This window comes from Sphingobium sp. JS3065 (genome assembly GCF_026427355.1).
In the GTDB taxonomy this organism is placed as follows: Bacteria; Pseudomonadota; Alphaproteobacteria; order Sphingomonadales; family Sphingomonadaceae; genus Sphingobium.
The window spans coordinates 1,506,736-1,525,643 of sequence record NZ_CP102664.1; the positions used below are offsets into that span (position 1 = coordinate 1,506,736).

Genomic DNA, 18,908 nt, shown 5'->3' on the forward strand with positions numbered 1-18,908 from the left:
AATCAGTTCAGCGGGACGATGACTTCATCATGATGAACGACGCCCAACTCCCGCCGGATCAGTTCATCGGAAAGATCGGGGTCGACGCGCCGGGGATTGAGCAGATCCACCCGGTTCTGGAGTTCCTGCCGATGAGCCTGAACCTGCTTCAGTTCACCCTGCGCATGATGAAGCTGCCGTTTATAGTCGCCCCAGGCCAGAATGCCGTTGGAACCCAGCACCACATAGCCCGCGAAAAACAGAAGAAGAAGCACCGCAATCGCTGGCCCGAAAGCCGAAAAAAGCAATATACGGAGTTTCGCGATATGCGCCATGGACCAGTTGAATCACACGGACGGGCCGGCCGCAAGCAAAAACATTGCCCCTGCGGCCGACCGTTTGAAAATTGACTTAGCGGAAGATGGAACGGCCCGCGTAAACGGCGATGTCGCCCAATTCTTCTTCGATCCGGATAAGCTGGTTATATTTGGCGAGCCGGTCGGAACGGGCCAGCGAACCGGTCTTGATCTGCCCGCAATTGGTGGCGACGGCCAGATCCGCGATGGTCGCGTCCTCGGTCTCGCCCGAACGGTGCGACATTACGGCTGTATAGCGCGCCCGATGCGCCATATCGACCGCCGCCAGCGTTTCGGTGAGCGAGCCGATCTGGTTCACCTTGACCAGCAGCGAGTTGGCCAGGCCCTTGCCGATGCCCATTTCCAGACGCTTCGGGTTGGTCACGAACAGGTCGTCGCCCACCAGTTGCACCTTGCCGCCGATCTTGTCGGTCAGCGCCTTCCAGCCTTCGAAATCATCCTCGCTCATGCCGTCCTCGATCGATTTGATCGGATAATCGGCGGTCAGCGCGGCGAGATAATCGGCCATCTCGACCGGCGAGAGCGACAGGCCTTCGCCGGAAATCTCATATCTGCCGTTCTTGAAGAACTCCGTCGCCGCGCAGTCCAGCGCCAGCACAACATCGTCGCCCGGCTTGTAACCCGCCTTCTCGACCGACAGCATGATGAAGTCGAGCGCGTCGCGGGTGGACGCGATGTTGGGCGCGAAGCCGCCCTCATCCCCGACCGAGGTCGCCAGCCCCTTGTCGTGCAGGCCCTTCTTCAGCGTATGGAAGATTTCCGAACCGATGCGAACCGCGTCGGCGATGCTTTCCGCACCCACCGGCATGATCATGAATTCCTGGAAATCGATCGGATTGTCGGCATGCTCGCCGCCGTTGATGATGTTCATCATCGGCACCGGCAGGACATGCGCGTTGACGCCGCCGACATAGCGATAGAGCGGCAGGCCGCGCGCATCGGCGGCGGCCTTCGCCACGGCCAGGCTGACGCCCAGGATCGCGTTGGCGCCCAGGTTCGACTTGTTCTCCGTCCCGTCGAGCGCGATCATCGCGGCGTCGACTTCCGCCTGATCCTCGGCATCCAGACCGATGATCTGCTCGGCAATCTGGTCGTTGACGGCGGCGACGGCGGCCAGCACGCCCTTGCCCAGATATTTGGCGGCGTCGCCGTCGCGCTTCTCGACCGCCTCATAGGCTCCGGTGGAGGCCCCCGACGGCACGGCGGCGCGTCCGAAGCTGCCATCCTCCAGCATCACGTCGACCTCGACGGTCGGATTGCCGCGGCTGTCCAGAATCTGACGGGCGTGAATATCAAGAATGGCGGTCATGGATCGCTCCTTGGAGTGGCGCTGGGTCGCTTTTCGCGCCCCGCTTAGCCACCACCTTCCCGATTGGCAATGCAGGGGCTTGCAAGGACTCGAAAAATGCCGATGCTCAAAATAGTAACGGCAACGGAACTGTGGGCGGTGGCGAAGCATTAGAAGAAAGCAGCCCGCCCGCTTCGCAATTCCGCTATATTTTAAAGGGAGACATAGGACGATGGCCGACACCCCGCAAACCCCGCCCGTCAAGCGCGCCAAAAAAGCAAGCCCGGCCAAGACCCCCAAGGCCAAGGCGGCAAAGGCAGCCCCTTCCGGCACGCTGGTGAAGGCCGCGCCCGTCAAGGCCCCCGCCACCCGCAAGGCCGCCGCCCCCAAGAAGCCCGGCAATGGCACCGCCGCGCATGGCTGGGCCGCGCAGGTCGCGCCGATCAAGGCGCAAGCCGAAAAGGCAGCAAAGGCAGCCGCCGACAAGATCAACGCCGTCGACTGGAAGGCGCATATCGACCCGCTCAAGGATCAGGCCTCCAGGACCGCAAAATCGGCAGCCGGCGTCGCCAAGGACAAGACCGGATCGGCCATGCAGAGCCTGGCCAAGCTGATCTCCGACACCGCCGGCACGGTCGACGCCAAGCTCGGCCCCCAATATGGTGATTATGCCCGCCAGGCCGCCGAATCGGTCGCCGGGGCGGCAAAAACGCTGGACAGCAAGGATGTCGACCAGTTGATGACCGAAGCGCGCGATTTCGTGCGCAAGAGTCCCGCCGTGGCGATCGGGGCGGCGGCGGTGGTCGGCTTCGTGCTGATGCGGCTTGCCAAAGGCTCTGACGAAGACGTCTGAGCGCGTCTTTCGCAAGTGACGGACGATAGGGCCTCGGTGCCGGGGCGGAGGAAGTTTTGACGCAAGAACCCGCGCAGATCGAGGAACAGGACGAGTCCGTCCGGGACGTCTTCACGCGCCTTTACGCCGACGGGCGCGCCTATGCGGAAGCGGAAGTCGAACGGCAGAAACTGCGCGCGGGCATTGTCGGCGCCGGGGTGCGGGATGCCGCGATCCTGGCGACAGCGGCCATCACGCTCATCTTTGCCGCTATCGTCGCCGGTCTTGTCGGCCTCATCCTGGCGCTGGCGCCCTATCTGGGGACGGGCTGGGCGACCGGCGCGGTATTTGGCGGCGCCCTTATCATCGCGTTGCTGCTGCTGCTGATCGCCAGGGGCCGGATCGACCGGATGAAGAAGGCGCTAAAGGCATGAAGCGGGAAAAGGCCTATCGGGAGGCCGTGGCGCTGGCCAATGCGCGCAAGGCCGCCTTTCTGTCCAGCGCCCTCGCCGCCAGGGCGCGCGCATGACGCCCGCCCGCCTGCGGCAGGATGCACGGGCCAAAGCGACCGAAACCCTGTTGGACGGCACGGCCTATACCGCCGCGAAAGTCAGGCAGCGGCCTGCCGCAACGGCGGCGGCAGTCAGCGCATTGGCGCTTTATTTGATGCGGCGTCCGCTTGGGACACTTTTCCGGCGGATATACGTTCGGATAAGGAACCGCACAGAAGATTCCGGAGATTGATGATGGCTGATATCCGCGCTCAAATCACCCGCGCCCGCGAAGCGGCGAACGACATCGCCGAAACCGCTACGGGCAAGTTTCGCGATACGGCAGACCGGGCCTTGGACGGCGCCGGGGGCTTGATCCAGACAAGCCGGGAACGGGCCGGCGACGCACGCGACAAGGCAAGCGCCGCCTATGCCGATGCGCGGGATCGATCGCAGCGCGTCGCCGCCCGCGCCAACGAGATCGTGCAGGAACATCCCATCGTCGCGGTCGCGGGAGCTGTCGCCGCAGGGGCAGTCATCGCCTGGATGTTCCCGAAGAGCCGCGCCGCGATGAAGGCGCTGCCCGCCCTCGCCTCCAGCACGGGCGCAAAAATGCTGGAGGCGGCGCTCGCCGCCAGGGCTGTGGCGGCGGAGAGCGCGGAAAGCCTGAAATCGGGCACGGGCGACGTGCTGAGCAGTGCCGCCGAGGGAACGAAGGAAGCCGCCGCATCCGCCAGAGACGCGGTTGCGTCCGCCGATCTGGCGGGGAAGACATCCCGTCTGGCCGACGACGTGATCGCGCTGGTCGCCGCGAAGGTGGATGCCATCGGTGAAGCGTTGAAGGCGCGGTTGCCAAAATCCTGATCGTTCAGTCCCCAAAAGCATGCTGATCGGGCCGGCTGCCCCCTTGGACGGGTGCGGACGTCCTGCTACTGTGCCTGTTCATCGAACAGGAGAATATAAGGCACCATGAGCAAGCTGCACCTTGTGATGGGCGGTCGCGTCAAAAATCCCCAGACGCTGGAATTCGAAGATCTGAACGCCATCGAACTGGTCGGGTTCTATCCCGATTATGCCGCTGCGGAAAACGCCTGGCGCGGCGCGGCGCAGCGGACGGTCGACGATGCGGAGATGCGCTATGTGATCGTGCACCTGCACCGTTTGCTGGAACCGGAATTGCCGACCCGATAGACGTCCGGCGCATAAGATCGTTCAGGACAGGGGCTGGGGACGCTTGCGGAAACGCCAGCGCAGCAGCGGGCGCGTCAGCACCAGCCCCACCAGGAAACCGCCGATATGCGCGGCAATGGCGATCTGGCCGATATCGCCCACGCCGCCCGCCGTGGCGAAACCGATCATCAATTGCAGCACGATCCAGCTTGCCGCCAGCCAGAGCAGGCGAACCAGATTGGCGGAAATCGGTCCCACCCGCCGGACTTTCTGCTGGCTGTAGAGAAGCGCATAGGTCGCGATGATGGCGGATATGGCTCCGCTGGCGCCCACCATCGGATTGGTCGAATGGGGATCGATCGCCCATTGCAGCGCCGTCGCGCCATAGGCCCCCGCCACGTACAGTAGCAAAGTCGCGCCCCGGTCCAGCACATGTTCCACCTGCCGTCCACAAAAGACGAACATGAACAGGTTCAGGCCGATATGCAGCCAATTCGCGTGCACCAGCGTGCAACTGATCGGCGTCAGCCAGACCGGCACCGCCGCCATGCCGGCGAGCAGCGCGCTATCCTCCACCCGCGCCGGGATGAAACCGGCGATGATCGCGGCATTGTCGACCTGCCCCGTCAGAGTGAGCAAAAGAAACGCGACAAAAGTGATTGCCGCAATTCCGTTGGTCATGCGCCCGGCAGGCAGTTTCATGGATTTCAGATGAAATCGATCTTGTCGACCAGGTAGAATTTGTCGCCCGACGGGACCGACACTTCGACCTCTTCACCAATCTGGCGGCCGATCAGGGCGCGGCCAAGCGGGCTGTTATAGCTGATCATGCCGACCTTGGCATCCGCCTCCGCCTGACCCACGATCTGATATTTCACCGGCTTTTCGTCTTCGTCCAGCAGGGTGACGGTCGCGCCGAAGACGATCTTGTCGCCCGACAGCATGGTCGGATCGATGATCTGGGCGCGGGAAAGCTTGTCCTCCAGGTCCGCGATGGTCGCTTCGACCTGGCCCTGCCGTTCCTTCGCCGCATGATATTCGGCGTTTTCGGACAGGTCGCCATGCGCGCGCGCTTCTTCGATGGCGTCCACGATCAAGGGCCGTTCGGCCTTCAATTCGCGGAGCTGCGCGTTGAGCTTGTCATAGCCCATCTGCAGCATCGGCATCTTCTCGACGGTCGCCATTATTGCAAATCCTTCGTCAAAACTTCCCTTTGGCGGCCCCCACCATAGGGCCACCCGCAGCATGCTTCCTTATGCAGGGGATCAGGCTTGCGACACGGGATAATAGGACTGGAGCGACCGCACTTCAAGGGCATGCCCCCGAAGAGCCTCAATCGCGTCCGCGGCAGCCACCGAAGCCGCCGCCGTGGTGAAGCTGGCGACCTTGGCGCGCAGCGCGCTGGTGCGGATCGCCTTGCTGTCCTTGAGCGATTGCCACCCCTCCGTGGTGTTGAAGATCAGGTCGACATCGCCGTCGGTGATCTTGTCCACGATATGCGGGCGCCCTTCGGCCACCTTGTTCACCGGCTGCACGGCGATGCCCTGCTCCTCCAGATAGCGGGCGGTGCCGCCGGTCGCGATGATGGTGAAGCCCATGGCCGCCATCTTCCGCACGGCAGGCAGGATGACCGGCTTGTCGCTGTCCTTGACCGATACGAACACGGTGCCGCCCTTCGGCAGGACGGTGCCCGCGCCGAGCTGCGCCTTGGCAAAGGCCGTGGCGAAATCGCTGTCGATGCCCATGACTTCGCCCGTGCTCTTCATTTCCGGCGAGAGGACCGGATCGACGCCGGGGAAGCGCGCGAAGGGGAAGACCGCTTCCTTGACCGCGATGTGCGAAATCGCGTTGCGGTCGATCTTCGGCAGATCCTTGAGTTTCTCACCCGCCATGACGCGGCTGGCGATCTTGGCGATGGGCGTGCCGATCGCCTTGGCGACGAAGGGCACCGTCCGGCTGGCGCGGGGATTGACCTCGATGAGGTAGACCACACCATCCTTGACCGCGAACTGAATGTTCATGAGGCCGCGCACCGACAGCGCACGCGCCAGGACGTCGGTCTGATGCTCGATTTCGGCGATGATCTCATTCGGCAGGCTGTAGGGCGGCAGCGAGCAGGCGGAGTCGCCGGAATGAACGCCCGCCTCCTCGATATGCTGGAGCACGCCCGCCACGACCACATCGTCGCCGTCGCACAGCGCGTCCACATCCACCTCGGTCGCGTCGCGCAGATATTGGTCGATCAGCACCGGGGAGTCGCCCGACACCTGAACGGCGGTGGCGATATATTCCTCCAGTTGCGCCTGGCCGTCGACAATCTCCATGGCGCGACCGCCAAGGACGTAGGAGGGGCGCATCAGGACCGGGTAGCCGATGCGGTTGGCGACGGCGATGGCTTCTTCCCGGCTGCGGGCGATACCGTTGGCGGGCTGCTTGAGCTTGAGCTTGTCGATGAGGGCGGCGAAGCGTTCGCGGTCTTCGGCGAGGTCGATGGCGTCAGGCGAGGTGCCGAGGATCGGAACGCCCGCATTTTCGAGCGCCTGAGCCAGTTTCAGCGGAGTTTGACCGCCAAATTGCACAATGACTCCAAGAAGTGAACCGCTCGACATTTCGACGCTGAGGATTTCCAACACGTCCTCAGCCGTCAGCGGCTCGAAATAGAGGCGATCCGAGGTGTCATAGTCGGTTGATACAGTCTCAGGATTGCAGTTGACCATGATCGTCTCATAGCCGGCCTCGCTCAGCGCGAAGCAGGCGTGGACGCAGCAATAGTCGAACTCGATGCCCTGCCCGATGCGGTTCGGACCGCCGCCCAGGATCACGACCTTCTTGCGGTCGCTGGGCTGCGCCTCATTTTCCGCCTCGCCGAAGATCGGGGCTTCGTAGGTCGAATACATGTAAGGCGTCTTCGCCTCGAACTCGGCGGCGCAGGTGTCGATGCGCTTGAAGACCGGACGCACGCCCAGCTTGTGGCGCAGCGCGCGGACCTCATCCTCGGTGACGCCGCCGGTCATGGCCTTGACCGCTTCGTGGATCAGGCCGGAGCCGCGGGCGATGCCCCGCTCCATGCCGCGCAGATTGGCGGATTTGAGCGCGAGATAGGCCAGGCGTTTGTCGGAAAAACCCATCGCCTTCAGACGGCGCATCCCGTCGGCATCCTGGGGCAGGCCGTTGCTCAGTATCTCGGCTTCGGCGTCGATGATTTCCTTGATCCGTTCCAGGAACCAGGGATCGAACTTGGCGATGACGTGGATTTCCGCGACGGTCAGCCCTTCGCGCAGGGCTTGGGCTGCAACCAGCAGGCGGTCCGGCGTCGGCTGGGCCAGGGCGGCGACGATATCGTCCTTGGGCGCGCCCTCCAGATGATCGACATTGTTGAAGCCGGAAAGGCCGGTTTCCAGCCCGCGCAGCGCCTTCTGCATCGATTCATGGATGTTGCGGCCAATGGCCATCACCTCACCCACCGATTTCATCGCAGTGCCGAGCAGCGGCTCGCTTCCCTTGAACTTTTCGAAGGCGAAGCGCGGGATCTTGGTCACGACATAGTCGATGGTGGGTTCGAACGACGCGGGGGTCGCGCCGGTGATGTCGTTCTCGATCTCGTCCAGCGTGTAGCCGACGGCCAGCTTCGCGGCGACCTTGGCGATGGGGAAGCCGGTCGCCTTCGACGCCAGGGCGGAGGAGCGGGAAACGCGCGGGTTCATTTCGATGACGATCAGGCGGCCATCCTTCGGATTGACCGCGAACTGCACGTTCGAACCGCCTGTTTCCACGCCGATTTCACGCAGCACCGCGATGCTCGCGTTGCGCATGATCTGATATTCCTTGTCGGTCAGCGTCAGCGCGGGCGCGACAGTGATGGAGTCGCCGGTATGGACGCCCATCGGATCGACATTCTCGATGGAGCAGATGATGATGGCGTTGTCGTTCCGGTCCCGGACGACCTCCATCTCATATTCTTTCCAGCCGAGCAGCGATTCCTCGATCAGGACTTCAGTGGTGGGCGAAGCGTCCAGCCCCTCCTGCACGATCCGCTTGAACTCTTCCTTGTTGTAGGCGACGCCGCCGCCGGTGCCGCCGAGCGTGAAGCTGGGGCGGATGATGGACGGCAAGCCGGTGAATTCCAGCGCCTCCATCGCCTCTTCCATCGTGTGGGCGATGCGCGAGCGGGCGGACTCGAGGCCGATCTTGTCCATCGCATCGCGGAATTTCAGGCGATCCTCGGCCTTGTCGATGGCGGCCGCGTCGGCGCCGATCATCTTGACGCCATATTTCTCCAGCGTGCCATCGTTGAACAGGGCAAGCGCGGTGTTGAGCGCGGTCTGGCCGCCCATGGTCGGGAGAACGGCGTCGGGGCGTTCCTTCTCGATGATCTTCGCCACGATTTCGGGCGTGATCGGCTCGACATAGGTCGCGTCGGCAAATTCCGGGTCGGTCATGATGGTGGCCGGGTTGGAATTCACCAGGATGATGCGATAGCCCTCTTCCTTAAGCGCCTTCACCGCCTGCGTGCCCGAATAGTCGAACTCGCAAGCCTGGCCGATGATGATCGGGCCAGCGCCGATGATGAGGATGGAGGAGATGTCGGTGCGTTTGGGCATTATGACCCCGGTTTAAAAAGAGCGATGACAGAAACGACGAAGGCTGCGAGTGCAATCCAATCGGATTTAGGGACAGCTTCGAGGCGACCTATTAGGCTTCTTCGATCTAACACGCTTGATGTTGCCAAAGCGGCTTGGTTAAGGCTGAACAGAACGGACCGCCTTCCCTCTTCAGAGACTTCGATCAGTCGACCGAAACCAGCATCTTGCCATGATCGAGCGAGTTCAGCCGCCTGATTCACGGTCAGCTTCGGAGCTAGAGCAGAAAGCGAAGGAATATGATCCCTATTGCTCATGGCCCAATGCACTGCCTTTCGAAATAGACGCGGATTTTGAACTGCGGATTCAAACTCAATCAATGCACGCCCCCTACCCGCGCCTCGCAACCCCAGCCGTCATATTCGACGCCACAGAGGATTTCGATCTGGAGGCATTTCTTTGTCAGCGCGCGGATCGACTGTTCATCGACGGGCTGCACGCATTCGAGAAAGAGGAACAGGTCGCCATCCTCATCTTCCTCGCGGTCCAGTTCGACGAAGCCGAACTGGCTGGCGATGGTGAGGACGCGCTCGAAATCCTTTTCGCTGCCCTTGAAGCTGACGTCGACCGGGCGCGCCAGACGCGCCACATCGCCATTGGCCGCAAGATTGGCGAGGACGGACTTATCCGCCTCCCACTCTGCGGCGAGGCGGGCTTCGTCAACCGGGGGCAAGTTGAGGCTCACTTAAAGCCCCTCAACGAAGCGCTGGAACAGGTAGAAGCTGTCCTGCGGGCCGGGCGAGGCTTCGGGGTGGTACTGGACCGAGAAGGCCTTCCTGTCCGTCAGTTCGATGCCGCAGTTGCTGCCGTCGAAGAGCGAGACATGGGTCGGCTTCACATTGGCGGGCAGCGTGCCGCTGTCCACCGCGAAGCCGTGGTTCATCGAGGTGATCTCGACCAGACCGTCCGACAGGCGCTTGACCGGGTGGTTGGCGCCGCGATGGCCCTGATGCATCTTTATCGTCCTGGCGCCAGCGGCAATCGCCAGCATCTGGTGGCCAAGGCAGATGCCGAAGATCGGAACCTCCGCATCCAGCACCTTGCGGATCACGGGCACGGCATATTCGCCGGTCGCGGCCGGATCGCCGGGGCCGTTGGAGAGGAACACGCCATCGGGCTTCTGCTCCATCACCTGTTCGAAGCTGGCGGTGGCGGGCAGCACGGTGACGCGGGCGCCCGCCTTCACCAGATTGCGGAAGATGTTGTTCTTCGCGCCATAATCCAGCGCGACGACATGGGGGCGTTCGTCGCCCGCTTCATTCAGGCCGTAGCCATGCCCAAGTTTCCACACGCCGTCCTTCCAGAGGCGGCTTTCCTTGCCCGACACTTCGATGGCGAGGTCCATGCCTTCAAGGCCCGGCCAGCTTGCAGCCTTGGCGGCCAGCGCTTCGAGATCGAACCGGCCTTCGGGATCATGGGCGATCACGACATTGGGCGCGCCCTTGATACGGATCATGCGGGTCAGGGCGCGGGTGTCGACCCCGGCAAGGCCGATGCGGCCCTTTTCCTTCATCCACTGATCGAAGGGTTCGACATTGCGGAAATTGCTAGGCTCGGTCACGTCCTGCCGCACGACGCAGCCCAGCGCGTGGGGGGCGTCCGCCTCCACATCGTCCAGGTTGGTGCCGACGTTGCCGATATGCGGGAAGGTGAAGGTGACGATCTGGCCCGCATAGCTGGGGTCGGTCATCACTTCCTGATAGCCGGTCATCGCCGTGTTGAAGCAAAGCTCGCCCACCGCATCGCCGACAGCGCCGAAACCGCGCCCGAACACCGCGGAGCCGTCGGCGAAAACCAATACCCCTGTCGCTCCTTTGGGCACAATGAGGGTCTTGGCGTCAGCCATGGTCGTATCGTCCTTTATGCTTTTGCGGGAACCCGTCTGCTGCGGGTTAAACGGCCGGTCACCTATGCGGGTGAGGCCGTCGGGTCAACTCCTGTTAAAAATCTCTTTTGGCGTTATATCTGGACCTTTCCGGAAGAAACAGGATTCATTCGCATGATTCGCGACGAGATTAAGAGCGCCCAGGTCGCCGCCATGAAAGCCGGGGAGAAGGATCGGTTGGCCGCCGTGCGCCTGATCCTGGCGAAGCTGAAGGACCGGGATATAGAGTTGCGCACTGCTTCGAACGTGCCGGATGACGATACGGTCGTGGTCGAGGTGCTTCAGAAGATGGTGAAGCAGCGGCGCGAGTCCATCGAAATGTTCAAGAATGGCGGGCGCGACGAACTGGCGGCCAAGGAGCAGGCCGAACTGGACGTGATCGACAGCTTCCTGCCGCAGCAATTGAGCGAGGATGAGACCAAGGCCGCCATCGAGGGGATCAAGGCTGAGGTCGGTGCGGCCAGCGTCAAGGATATGGGCAAGGTCATGGCGGTGCTGAAGGAGCGCCATGGGTCGGTGATCGACATGAGCAAGGCCAGCGGGCTTGTGAAGGCGGCGCTTTCCTGAGACTGCATTTACAACTCCCCTTCCGCTTGCGGGAGGGGTTTGGGGAGGGCATGTTCGACGCTGATGGATAAAGGCTATGCCCGCCCCACTGCGAAAGCGCGTGAGTTGCGCCATAACGCCACCGATGCTGAGCGGGCGCTGGTGACTGCCGGGATGGTTCCGGACATGCCCTCCCGCTTGCGGGAGGGGAGCTATGGGGGTGAGGTGCGGTGAGCCTCTCTCCGGCCTTTCTCGACGAGTTGCGTGCGCGGACTTCGCTTTCGACCCTGATCGGGCGGACGGTGAAGGTGCAGAAGGCAGGGCGCGAATATAAGGCCTGCTGCCCCTTCCATAACGAAAAGACGCCCAGCTTCACCATCAATGACGAGAAGGGCTTTTATCACTGCTTCGGTTGCGGCGCTCATGGCGATGCGATCCGCTGGATGACCGATCAGCGCGGCCTGCCGTTCATGGAGGCCGTGAAGGAACTGGCGCAGGCGGCCGGTATGGACGTCCCCGCCCCCGATCCCCGCGCAGCGAAGCGGGCGGAGCAGGCCAGGGGGCTGCACGACGTCATGGCGGCGGCGCAGGCCTTTTTCGAGGAGCAGCTTGGCGGCATCGAGGGCGCGGAGGCAAGAGCCTATCTCCAGAAGCGAGGGATCAGCGCGGCGACGGCCAAGGCCTTTGGGTTCGGATTTTCACCGGATGGGCGCGGGCGGCTCAAGGCGGCGCTCAAGGATTTTGGCGAGCCTTTGCTGATCGAGGCGGGATTGCTGATCGATCCCGATGGCGCCGAACCGGACGGCGATAAAAGCAGAAAACGCGATAGCTATGACCGGTTCCGGGGGCGTTTGATGCTGCCGATCCGGGATATAAGGGGCCGGGTCATTGCCTTTGGCGGGCGCATCCTGGGCGCGGGGGAACCCAAATATCTGAACTCGCCGGACACCCCGCTCTTCGACAAGGGGCGGACGCTCTACAATATCGACCGGGCCTCTCCGGCCAGCCGCCAGGCCGGGCGGATCATCGTCGTCGAAGGCTATATGGATGTGATCGCCCTCGCGCAGGCGGGTTTCGGGGAAGCCGCGGCGCCGCTTGGGACCGCACTGACGGAGCATCAGATCGAACGGCTCTGGAAAATGGCCGATGTGCCGATCCTCTGCTTCGACGGCGACGCGGCCGGGCAGAAGGCCGCGATCCGGGCGGCGACGCGCGCCCTGCCGCTGCTGCGACCGGGGATGAGCCTGGCCTTCGCGACGCTGCCGGGTGGGCAGGATCCGGACGATCTGATCCGTGCCGAGGGGCCTCAGGCCATGGAAGCCGTGTTGGCGGCAGCCGAGCCTCTGGTCGAGCGGCTCTGGAAATATGAACGGGCCGCCGCCCCCCTCGATACGCCGGAACAGCGCGCCGCGCTCAAGCAGCGGCTCTCCGCCATCACCGACGCCATCGCGCATCCCGATGTGCGCGCGCATTATGTCCATGCCTTTCGCGAACGCTATGATGCGCTGTTCTTTGCGCGACAGGCTTTCCAGCCCCGGCATCAGCGTGGCGGCAACGCCCGCTCCGGTTGGCAGCGGGATAAGAAGGGCAATTGGAAGCCCCCTGTCCCGCCCGCCGGGAACGAGGCGCGGGCCATTGGCGCCAGCGGCATGGAACAACGGTTGCTGAGGGCCGTTCTCGCCAGTCTGCTGCGACATCCGGAGCAGATTGCGCTCCATCGGGAAACGCTTTCGGGGCTGCGAATCGCCGATGCGGCGCTGGCGGAACTGATGAAGGTGATGGTTGCGGCCTCGTTCGGCAAAGAAACAGTTGAAACCGGTGGCCTCCTTACCATATTGGGGCAAGGTGAAGTGTATAATATGGCAAAGGGGATGCTCCGGGCCGACACGTTCACATTCACCCCCCACAGAAGCAAAGCCGACTCGGATCGCGTGCAGCGCGATCTGGACGAGGCGATTCGGGTGATGGCGCAAGGACCGGAGTTGGAGGCGGCGTTGGCGGAAGCTACCCGGCGGGCAAGAGACGACCTCAACGAGGACAGCTTTGCGGAACAGCAAAGGGTTCACAAGTTGAAGCTGGATCATGATCGCCGCCTGGCGGAACTGGCGCAGCCCGAAGATAGTATATGATTTTGGATCGTCCCTTCCAGGGGGACGGCGGAGTTAAGGCGAATAAATGGCGAGCAAGGCGAACGGCAAGGGTGCGGGCGAGGATCAGGATACCGGCGATGCGCCGTTGCTGGATCTGAATGAAGCGTCGGTCAAGAAGCTGATCGCCCGCGCGAAGAAGCGCGGCTACATCACCTATGACGAACTGAACGATGCCCTGCCGCAGGACCAGATGTCCTCCGAGCAGATCGAGGACATCATGTCCGCGCTCAACGAAATGGGCGTGAACATCGTCGAGAATGAGGAAGCCAGCGAAGACGGCGACGATCAGCGCGACGACAGCGACGACGAGAGTTCGGACGAAAGCACCGACGACGATGGTTCGCCGCGCCCGGTTACGGAGAAGAAGAAGGAAACCGTCGACCGCACCGACGATCCGGTGCGCATGTACCTGCGCGAAATGGGCGCGGTGGAACTGCTCAGCCGCGAGGGCGAAATCGCCATCGCCAAGCGGATCGAGGCGGGTCGCGACACCATGATCCTGGGGCTTTGCGAAAGCCCCACCACCTTCAACGCGATCATCGAATGGTCGACCGCGCTCAACAATGGCGAGATGCAGTTGCGCGAGATTCTCGATCTCGACGCAATGCTGTCCAAGGACCCGGCTCCGGAAAATCTGGAGGAAGGCGCCGAGGACGATGACGGCGAGATCAGCGAGAAGACCGCCGGTCCCAGCTTCAAGGAAGAGGAAGAACCGGAGGAGGAATCCGCCGACGCCGATGAGGATGAGGACGGCCTGACCGAACGCCGCACGCGCCGGGTGGAAGAGGAAGAGGAGGAGGACAACACCCTTTCCCTCGCCCAGATGGAAGAGACTCTGAAGCCGATGGCTCTGGAGAAGTTCGCAACCATCACGGAGATTTTCCGCACCTTCTCCAACGCGCAGGAATCGCGCATGATCGCCATGGCCATCGGCGAAACGCTGAGCCAGAAGGATGAGGACGATTATCAGGAACTGCGCGAACAACTCACCGCCGAGGTCGAGAGCGTCCAGTTCCATCAGCAGAAGATCGAATATCTGGTCGATCAGCTCTATGCCTATAACCGGCGCCTGACCGCGCTGGGCGGGCAGATGCTGCGCCTGGCCGAGCGGCATAAGGTCAGCCGCAAGGATTTCCTCGACCGCTATGTGAACCATGAGCTGGACGATGGCTGGCTGGACAGGATTTCCGGGCTGGACAAGAAATGGGCCGCCTTCGCCGCCGCCGAGGCTCGCGCCGTGGAGCGCATCCGCACCGAAGTCAGCGAAATCGCGCAGGCGACCGGCATGTCGCTTTCCGAATTCCGCCGCATCGTGAACATGGTGCAGAAGGGCGAGCGCGAGGCGCGCATCGCGAAGAAGGAAATGGTCGAAGCGAACCTGCGTCTCGTGATTTCCATCGCTAAAAAATATACGAACCGTGGCCTGCAATTCCTTGATCTTATTCAGGAAGGCAATATCGGCCTGATGAAGGCGGTCGATAAATTCGAATATCGGCGCGGCTACAAGTTCAGCACCTACGCCACCTGGTGGATCAGGCAGGCGATCACCCGCTCCATCGCGGATCAGGCGCGGACCATCCGTATTCCGGTCCACATGATCGAGACGATCAACAAGCTGGTCCGCACCAGCCGCCAGTTCCTGCACGAACAGGGCCGCGAGCCGACTCCGGAGGAGATGGCCGAGCGCCTGTCCATGCCGCTGGAGAAGGTGCGCAAGGTGATGAAGATCGCCAAGGAGCCGATCTCGCTCGAAACTCCCATCGGCGACGAGGAGGATTCGCATCTGGGCGATTTCATCGAGGACAAGAATGCGATCATCCCCGTGGATGCCGCGATTCAGGCGAATCTCAAGGAAACCGTTACCCGCGTCCTCGCTTCGCTGACGCCGCGTGAGGAGCGCGTGCTGCGCATGCGTTTCGGCATCGGCATGAACACCGATCATACGCTGGAGGAAGTGGGCCAGCAGTTCAGCGTGACCCGCGAACGTATCCGCCAGATCGAGGCGAAGGCGCTGCGCAAGCTGAAGCACCCCAGCCGCAGCCGCAAGATGCGCAGCTTCCTCGACCAATAGAGGCGCGGGGCAGGAGGACGCCTCGGCAGGCCGAAGGCTTGGTAAGAAGGCGCCTCGGCAGGCCGAGGCTTGGTATGAGGGCGCCTCGGCAGGCCGAGACTTGGTACGAGGGCGCCTCGGCAGGCCGAGACTTGGTACGAGGGCGCCTCGGCAGGCCGAGGCTAAGGCGCGGTAAAATGATCCAAAAGGGCGGCTTTCGGGCCGCCCTTTTTTACTGGCGTAAACTCCTCTTTTACCTCGTCTCTCTAGGTTCGCTCCGATGATGCCTCGCCAGCACCGGGGCTTCCAGGGGAAGATGATGAGCGAATTAGCACCGCGCTATCAATTTGGCGATGTATCGCAGATTTTGGAGACCGTCGTGGCCGCCGACGGCACGGCCGGCCATGGCTATGCCAGTGGCGCCCAAGCAAGCTTCGGGCCGAATGCCACCCTGTCCCTGCCCGATCTGGCGGATGCGGCCTATTATCTTTGCCTGCTCCATGGCCGGCATCCGGGCGTCATCGACCATGCCGCCACGCGATCCGCCGACAATGCGGCGCGCAACTGGCTGATTCAGGCGGCTGACGCCTTCGCGCGCGAACGGGCCTATCTGACGCAGGTGACGGTCGCGGTCGGCCCCGCCCCCAGCACCGCGGGGCAGAGCGATTGCGAAACGGTCGTCAGCCAGCAACGCCACGCTCTCGACATGCTCGCCCAATCGGACCGTCGCGGTTGCGCCATGGGCGCGGCCATCGCGCTGATTCTCGATTGGCGGGCAGTGCGGCACGTCCTGGACATCGCCGCGATCCGCGTCGGCCTGGAACCCCATGCCTGCGACCTGCCCGATCACGCCGCGACGCTGGAGGTGGCGCGGGAAATCGGCGGCGACGATGCGATCGACCGCGCCATCCTGTTCGGCAGCCGCCAGTTGCTCAACCAGCATCGCGGGCTTTGGGACGTTCTTCAGGCACGCGCCCGGATTCGCGCCGGCAAGGATAGATAAAGGCTTTGCGCTTCCCCCCTGCTTTGCCATAGTTGGGGCCATTACAGGCAGGAAGAGTGAAGCGAATATGCGGTTTGAGGGCACAGAGGATTATGTCGCCACCGATGATCTGAAGGTGGCCGTCAATGCTGCGGTGCTGCTTCGCCGTCCCCTTTTGGTGAAGGGCGAGCCGGGCACCGGCAAGACCGTGCTGGCGCAGGAAATCGCCAAGGCCCTCAATGCCCCGCTGATCGAATGGAACGTCAAGTCGACGACCAAGGCGCATCAGGGCCTGTATGAATATGACGCTGTCGCCCGTCTGCGCGACGGCCAGCTTGGCGATCAGCGCGTCCACGACATCGGCAATTATATCCGCAAGGGCAAGCTGTGGGAGGCTTTCACCTCCCCGACCCTGCCGGTGCTGCTGATCGACGAGATCGACAAGGCGGATATCGAATTCCCCAACGACCTGTTGCAGGAACTCGACCGCATGGCCTTCCATGTCTATGAGACCGGGGAGACCGTGGCGGCGAAGGAACGGCCGGTGGTCGTCATCACCTCCAATAATGAGAAGGAATTGCCCGACGCCTTCCTGCGCCGCTGCTTCTTCCACTATATCAAATTTCCCGACCGGGAGACGATGCAGGCGATCATCGACGTGCATTTCCCCGGCATCCAGAAAATCCTGGTCAACCGCGCGCTGGAGATTTTCTATGAAATCCGCGAGGTTCCGGGCCTCAAGAAAAAGCCCTCGACCAGTGAATTGCTCGACTGGCTGAAACTGATCCTGGCGGAGGACATGCCGCTCGACGTGTTGCAGGACCGCGATCCGACCAAGGCGATCCCCCCGCTCCACGGCGCGCTGCTCAAGAATGAGCAGGACATCATGATGTTCGAACGGCTCGCCTTCATGGCCAGACGGCAGGGGCGGTAACGACAGCCCCTCTCCTTCATCAGGAGGGAATCATGAAAGGCCCGATCCATGCCTCATCAAGCCGGATGCCTGTGCGGACAGGTGCGGATCAGCATCGATGCGGAACCCATGGCGGCGCGCATGTGCTGGTGCCGCCTCTGCCAATATCTGGGCGCCGGATCGGGGACGGTGAATGTCTGCTTCCCTTCCGACAAGGTGACGACCACGGGTGAGGTACGCTGGCATCACAGCACCGCCGACAGCGGCAACGCGATGCGGCGCGGTTTCTGCCCCGAATGCGGAACGCCCTTGTTCAGCCTGGCCGAATCGCGTCCGCACCTGACCTTCGTCCGGGCCGGAGCGCTGGACGATCCGGACATTTTGGGGCCTCAGGCGGTCATCTGGACCGACGCAGCGCCCGATTGGGCGCATCTGGACCCGGAACTGCCCCATTATCCGGCACAAATTCCACCAGTCGCCTAAAAGCGCGCTTGCGCGGGGCCTGCATTTCGGCTCAACTTCCTCCTGACATTCAAAGCCGCGCAAAGACGGTCGTGAATTGGGGAAGGATGCCAATGCCCAAGCGTGCGTTGTCCCTTTTATCGGCGGTGCTGGCCTTGTCAGCGCCCGCGTTGGTGCGCGCGGCCGAGGAACGGGAAGCCTGGACACCGACTGCCGCAGCCCTGCGCGCCGATGCCGCCGGGATCAGCATGCCGCAAAGCGTGGCGGGCCTGTCGCTCTCCAAGAGCGGGGAGGTTTCCAACGGCGGCAAGGGCATCGACAATTACGCGCAATATCTGTCGGACGACGGCGCGATCCAGGCGACGCTCTATGTCTATCTGCCAAGCTATGCCGATGCTTCGCTCGCCGCCTATATGACCGACAAGGCGGTGATGGAGCGTTTCGGCGCCAGGACGCGCCGCACTGCCTATGCGGGCGTTGCCGTGGCGGGGCAGACGGATCGCGCCATCCGCGCCGTCTATGACGATGCGGCGGACGGGGCGCTGACCACCGCCGCCGCCTTCCTGCATGCGGGGCGCTGGGTTGTGAAGCTGCGCGTCACTGGCCCCACGGAGCGGCGCAAGGAAGTGCTGGATGGGCTGGACGGCATGCTGGCGGGACTTCGGTTCGATGACCCGTCATCCATCCATGCCACGAAGCCGGCAAGACTGGCCGCATGTCCAGCCAATGATGGCGGCGATGCCCGTCTGACGGCGCGCAACGTGGTTGAGCCGGTTGCTATCTCCCTGCCGCGTGAAGGGCAGGAACCGCTCTGCGTGCGGGGCAGGGTCGATACGGCGGAGGGCAGCTACGACATTCTCCAGCAGGCGGGTGCTGCAGATGGCGCGATCATCGTTCCGGTGGACGATGCGGGCACGGTGGTCGCGTTCGATCCGGCGAAGGCGGGCCGCGGCTATCAACTTTCGATCCATTCGGTGGGGCAGACCGACCTCTACGGCGTCTATGACAAGCTGCCGAGCGCCCGGCAGATCGCGCAGATACTGGACGGAAAAGATCCGCAGACCGCCCAGGCCGGGGCTACCGCCAATTATGCCGCCAATGGCGAGATGACGGTGCGGACGGCCAACGCCCGGTTGCCCTGAA

20 protein-coding genes are annotated in these 18,908 nt (G+C 63.0%); 12 read left to right on the forward strand and 8 right to left on the reverse strand.

The genetic code is table 11. From position 1 onward, the window contains the following. Nucleotides 1-2 precede the first annotated feature (2 nt). Both NUH86_RS07200 and eno read right to left on the reverse strand, forming a co-directional pair. Nucleotides 3-314, reverse strand: coding sequence for an FtsB family cell division protein (locus NUH86_RS07200; protein WP_267251793.1), 312 nt, complete (start codon nt 312-314; stop codon nt 3-5). Between the two features lie 76 nt (nt 315-390). After that, nucleotides 391-1,665 carry a phosphopyruvate hydratase gene (gene eno / locus NUH86_RS07205; protein ID WP_267251794.1) on the reverse strand — a complete coding sequence of 425 codons (1,275 nt, stop codon included), beginning with the start codon at nt 1,663-1,665 and terminating at the stop codon, nt 391-393. A 211-nt stretch (nt 1,666-1,876) separates the two neighbouring features. On the opposite strand from eno, the gene NUH86_RS07210 reads away from it, so the two are divergent. From NUH86_RS07210 to NUH86_RS07230, 4 genes are all read left to right on the forward strand, one after another. After that, complete coding sequence (locus tag NUH86_RS07210; RefSeq protein ID WP_267251795.1) at nt 1,877-2,497, forward strand: hypothetical protein; 621 nt, start codon at nt 1,877-1,879, stop codon at nt 2,495-2,497. Between the two features lie 56 nt (nt 2,498-2,553). Then, a complete protein-coding gene (locus NUH86_RS07215; protein ID WP_267251796.1) occupies nt 2,554-2,910 on the forward strand; it encodes a phage holin family protein in 357 nt (118 codons plus the stop codon). 312 nt (nt 2,911-3,222) lie between these two features. Further along, on the forward strand, nt 3,223-3,831 hold the full coding sequence (locus NUH86_RS07225; protein ID WP_267252052.1) for a hypothetical protein: 609 nt from the start codon (nt 3,223-3,225) through the stop codon (nt 3,829-3,831). A gap of 105 nt (nt 3,832-3,936) precedes the next feature. Then, nucleotides 3,937-4,158: a DUF4170 domain-containing protein gene (locus NUH86_RS07230; protein WP_267251797.1), complete on the forward strand. Its 222-nt coding sequence runs from the start codon at nt 3,937-3,939 to the stop codon at nt 4,156-4,158. A 21-nt stretch (nt 4,159-4,179) separates the two neighbouring features. Here the strand turns inward: NUH86_RS07230 and NUH86_RS07235 are convergent, their stop codons facing one another. From NUH86_RS07235 to carA, 6 genes are all read right to left on the reverse strand, one after another. After that, entirely contained in the window at nt 4,180-4,839 is a 660-nt protein-coding gene (locus NUH86_RS07235; RefSeq protein WP_267251798.1) for a rhomboid family intramembrane serine protease, read from the reverse strand. 5 nt (nt 4,840-4,844) lie between these two features. Next, entirely contained in the window at nt 4,845-5,321 is a 477-nt protein-coding gene (gene greA, locus NUH86_RS07240) for a transcription elongation factor GreA (protein ID WP_267251799.1), read from the reverse strand. Between the two features lie 81 nt (nt 5,322-5,402). Continuing rightward, nucleotides 5,403-8,738, reverse strand: a complete 3,336-nt coding sequence (gene carB / locus NUH86_RS07245) for a carbamoyl-phosphate synthase large subunit (RefSeq protein WP_267251800.1) — start codon at nt 8,736-8,738, stop codon at nt 5,403-5,405. Continuing rightward, nucleotides 8,738-9,097, reverse strand: coding sequence for a hypothetical protein (locus NUH86_RS07250; protein WP_267251801.1), 360 nt, complete (start codon nt 9,095-9,097; stop codon nt 8,738-8,740). Before NUH86_RS07250 ends, carB begins: the two co-directional genes overlap by 1 nt. Beyond that, entirely contained in the window at nt 9,094-9,462 is a 369-nt protein-coding gene (locus tag NUH86_RS07255) for a ribonuclease E inhibitor RraB (protein ID WP_267251802.1), read from the reverse strand. The genes NUH86_RS07250 and NUH86_RS07255 overlap by 4 nt, the downstream gene beginning before the upstream one ends. Next, nucleotides 9,463-10,623 (reverse strand): glutamine-hydrolyzing carbamoyl-phosphate synthase small subunit, encoded by a 1,161-nt coding sequence (gene carA, locus NUH86_RS07260; protein ID WP_267251803.1) that lies wholly within the window; start codon nt 10,621-10,623, stop codon nt 9,463-9,465. It lies immediately after the preceding gene. Nucleotides 10,624-10,776: 153 nt separating this feature from the next. Between carA and NUH86_RS07265 the strand changes: the two genes are divergently transcribed. The 8 genes from NUH86_RS07265 (at nt 10,777) to NUH86_RS07300 (ending at nt 18,907) form a co-directional block, all read left to right on the forward strand. Further along, the gene (locus tag NUH86_RS07265; protein WP_267251804.1) at nt 10,777-11,229 is read left to right on the forward strand and encodes a GatB/YqeY domain-containing protein; all 453 of its coding nucleotides are present in this window, start codon (nt 10,777-10,779) and stop codon (nt 11,227-11,229) included. Between the two features lie 63 nt (nt 11,230-11,292). Next, nucleotides 11,293-11,442: a hypothetical protein gene (locus NUH86_RS07270; protein WP_267251805.1), complete on the forward strand. Its 150-nt coding sequence runs from the start codon at nt 11,293-11,295 to the stop codon at nt 11,440-11,442. Next, nucleotides 11,439-13,337, forward strand: a complete 1,899-nt coding sequence (dnaG, locus tag NUH86_RS07275) for a DNA primase (RefSeq protein ID WP_267251806.1) — start codon at nt 11,439-11,441, stop codon at nt 13,335-13,337. Before NUH86_RS07270 ends, dnaG begins: the two co-directional genes overlap by 4 nt. 46 nt (nt 13,338-13,383) lie before the next feature. Further along, nucleotides 13,384-15,429, forward strand: coding sequence for an RNA polymerase sigma factor RpoD (gene rpoD, locus NUH86_RS07280; protein ID WP_267251807.1), 2,046 nt, complete (start codon nt 13,384-13,386; stop codon nt 15,427-15,429). Between the two features lie 298 nt (nt 15,430-15,727). After that, entirely contained in the window at nt 15,728-16,411 is a 684-nt protein-coding gene (locus NUH86_RS07285; protein ID WP_267252053.1) for a DUF6975 family protein, read from the forward strand. Between the two features lie 67 nt (nt 16,412-16,478). Beyond that, a complete protein-coding gene (locus NUH86_RS07290; RefSeq protein ID WP_267251808.1) occupies nt 16,479-17,324 on the forward strand; it encodes an AAA family ATPase in 846 nt (281 codons plus the stop codon). Nucleotides 17,325-17,372: 48 nt separating this feature from the next. Continuing rightward, complete coding sequence (locus NUH86_RS07295) at nt 17,373-17,786, forward strand: GFA family protein (RefSeq protein ID WP_267251809.1); 414 nt, start codon at nt 17,373-17,375, stop codon at nt 17,784-17,786. Between the two features lie 92 nt (nt 17,787-17,878). Next, the gene (locus NUH86_RS07300; protein ID WP_267251810.1) at nt 17,879-18,907 is read left to right on the forward strand and encodes a hypothetical protein; all 1,029 of its coding nucleotides are present in this window, start codon (nt 17,879-17,881) and stop codon (nt 18,905-18,907) included. Nucleotide 18,908 lies beyond the last annotated feature (1 nt).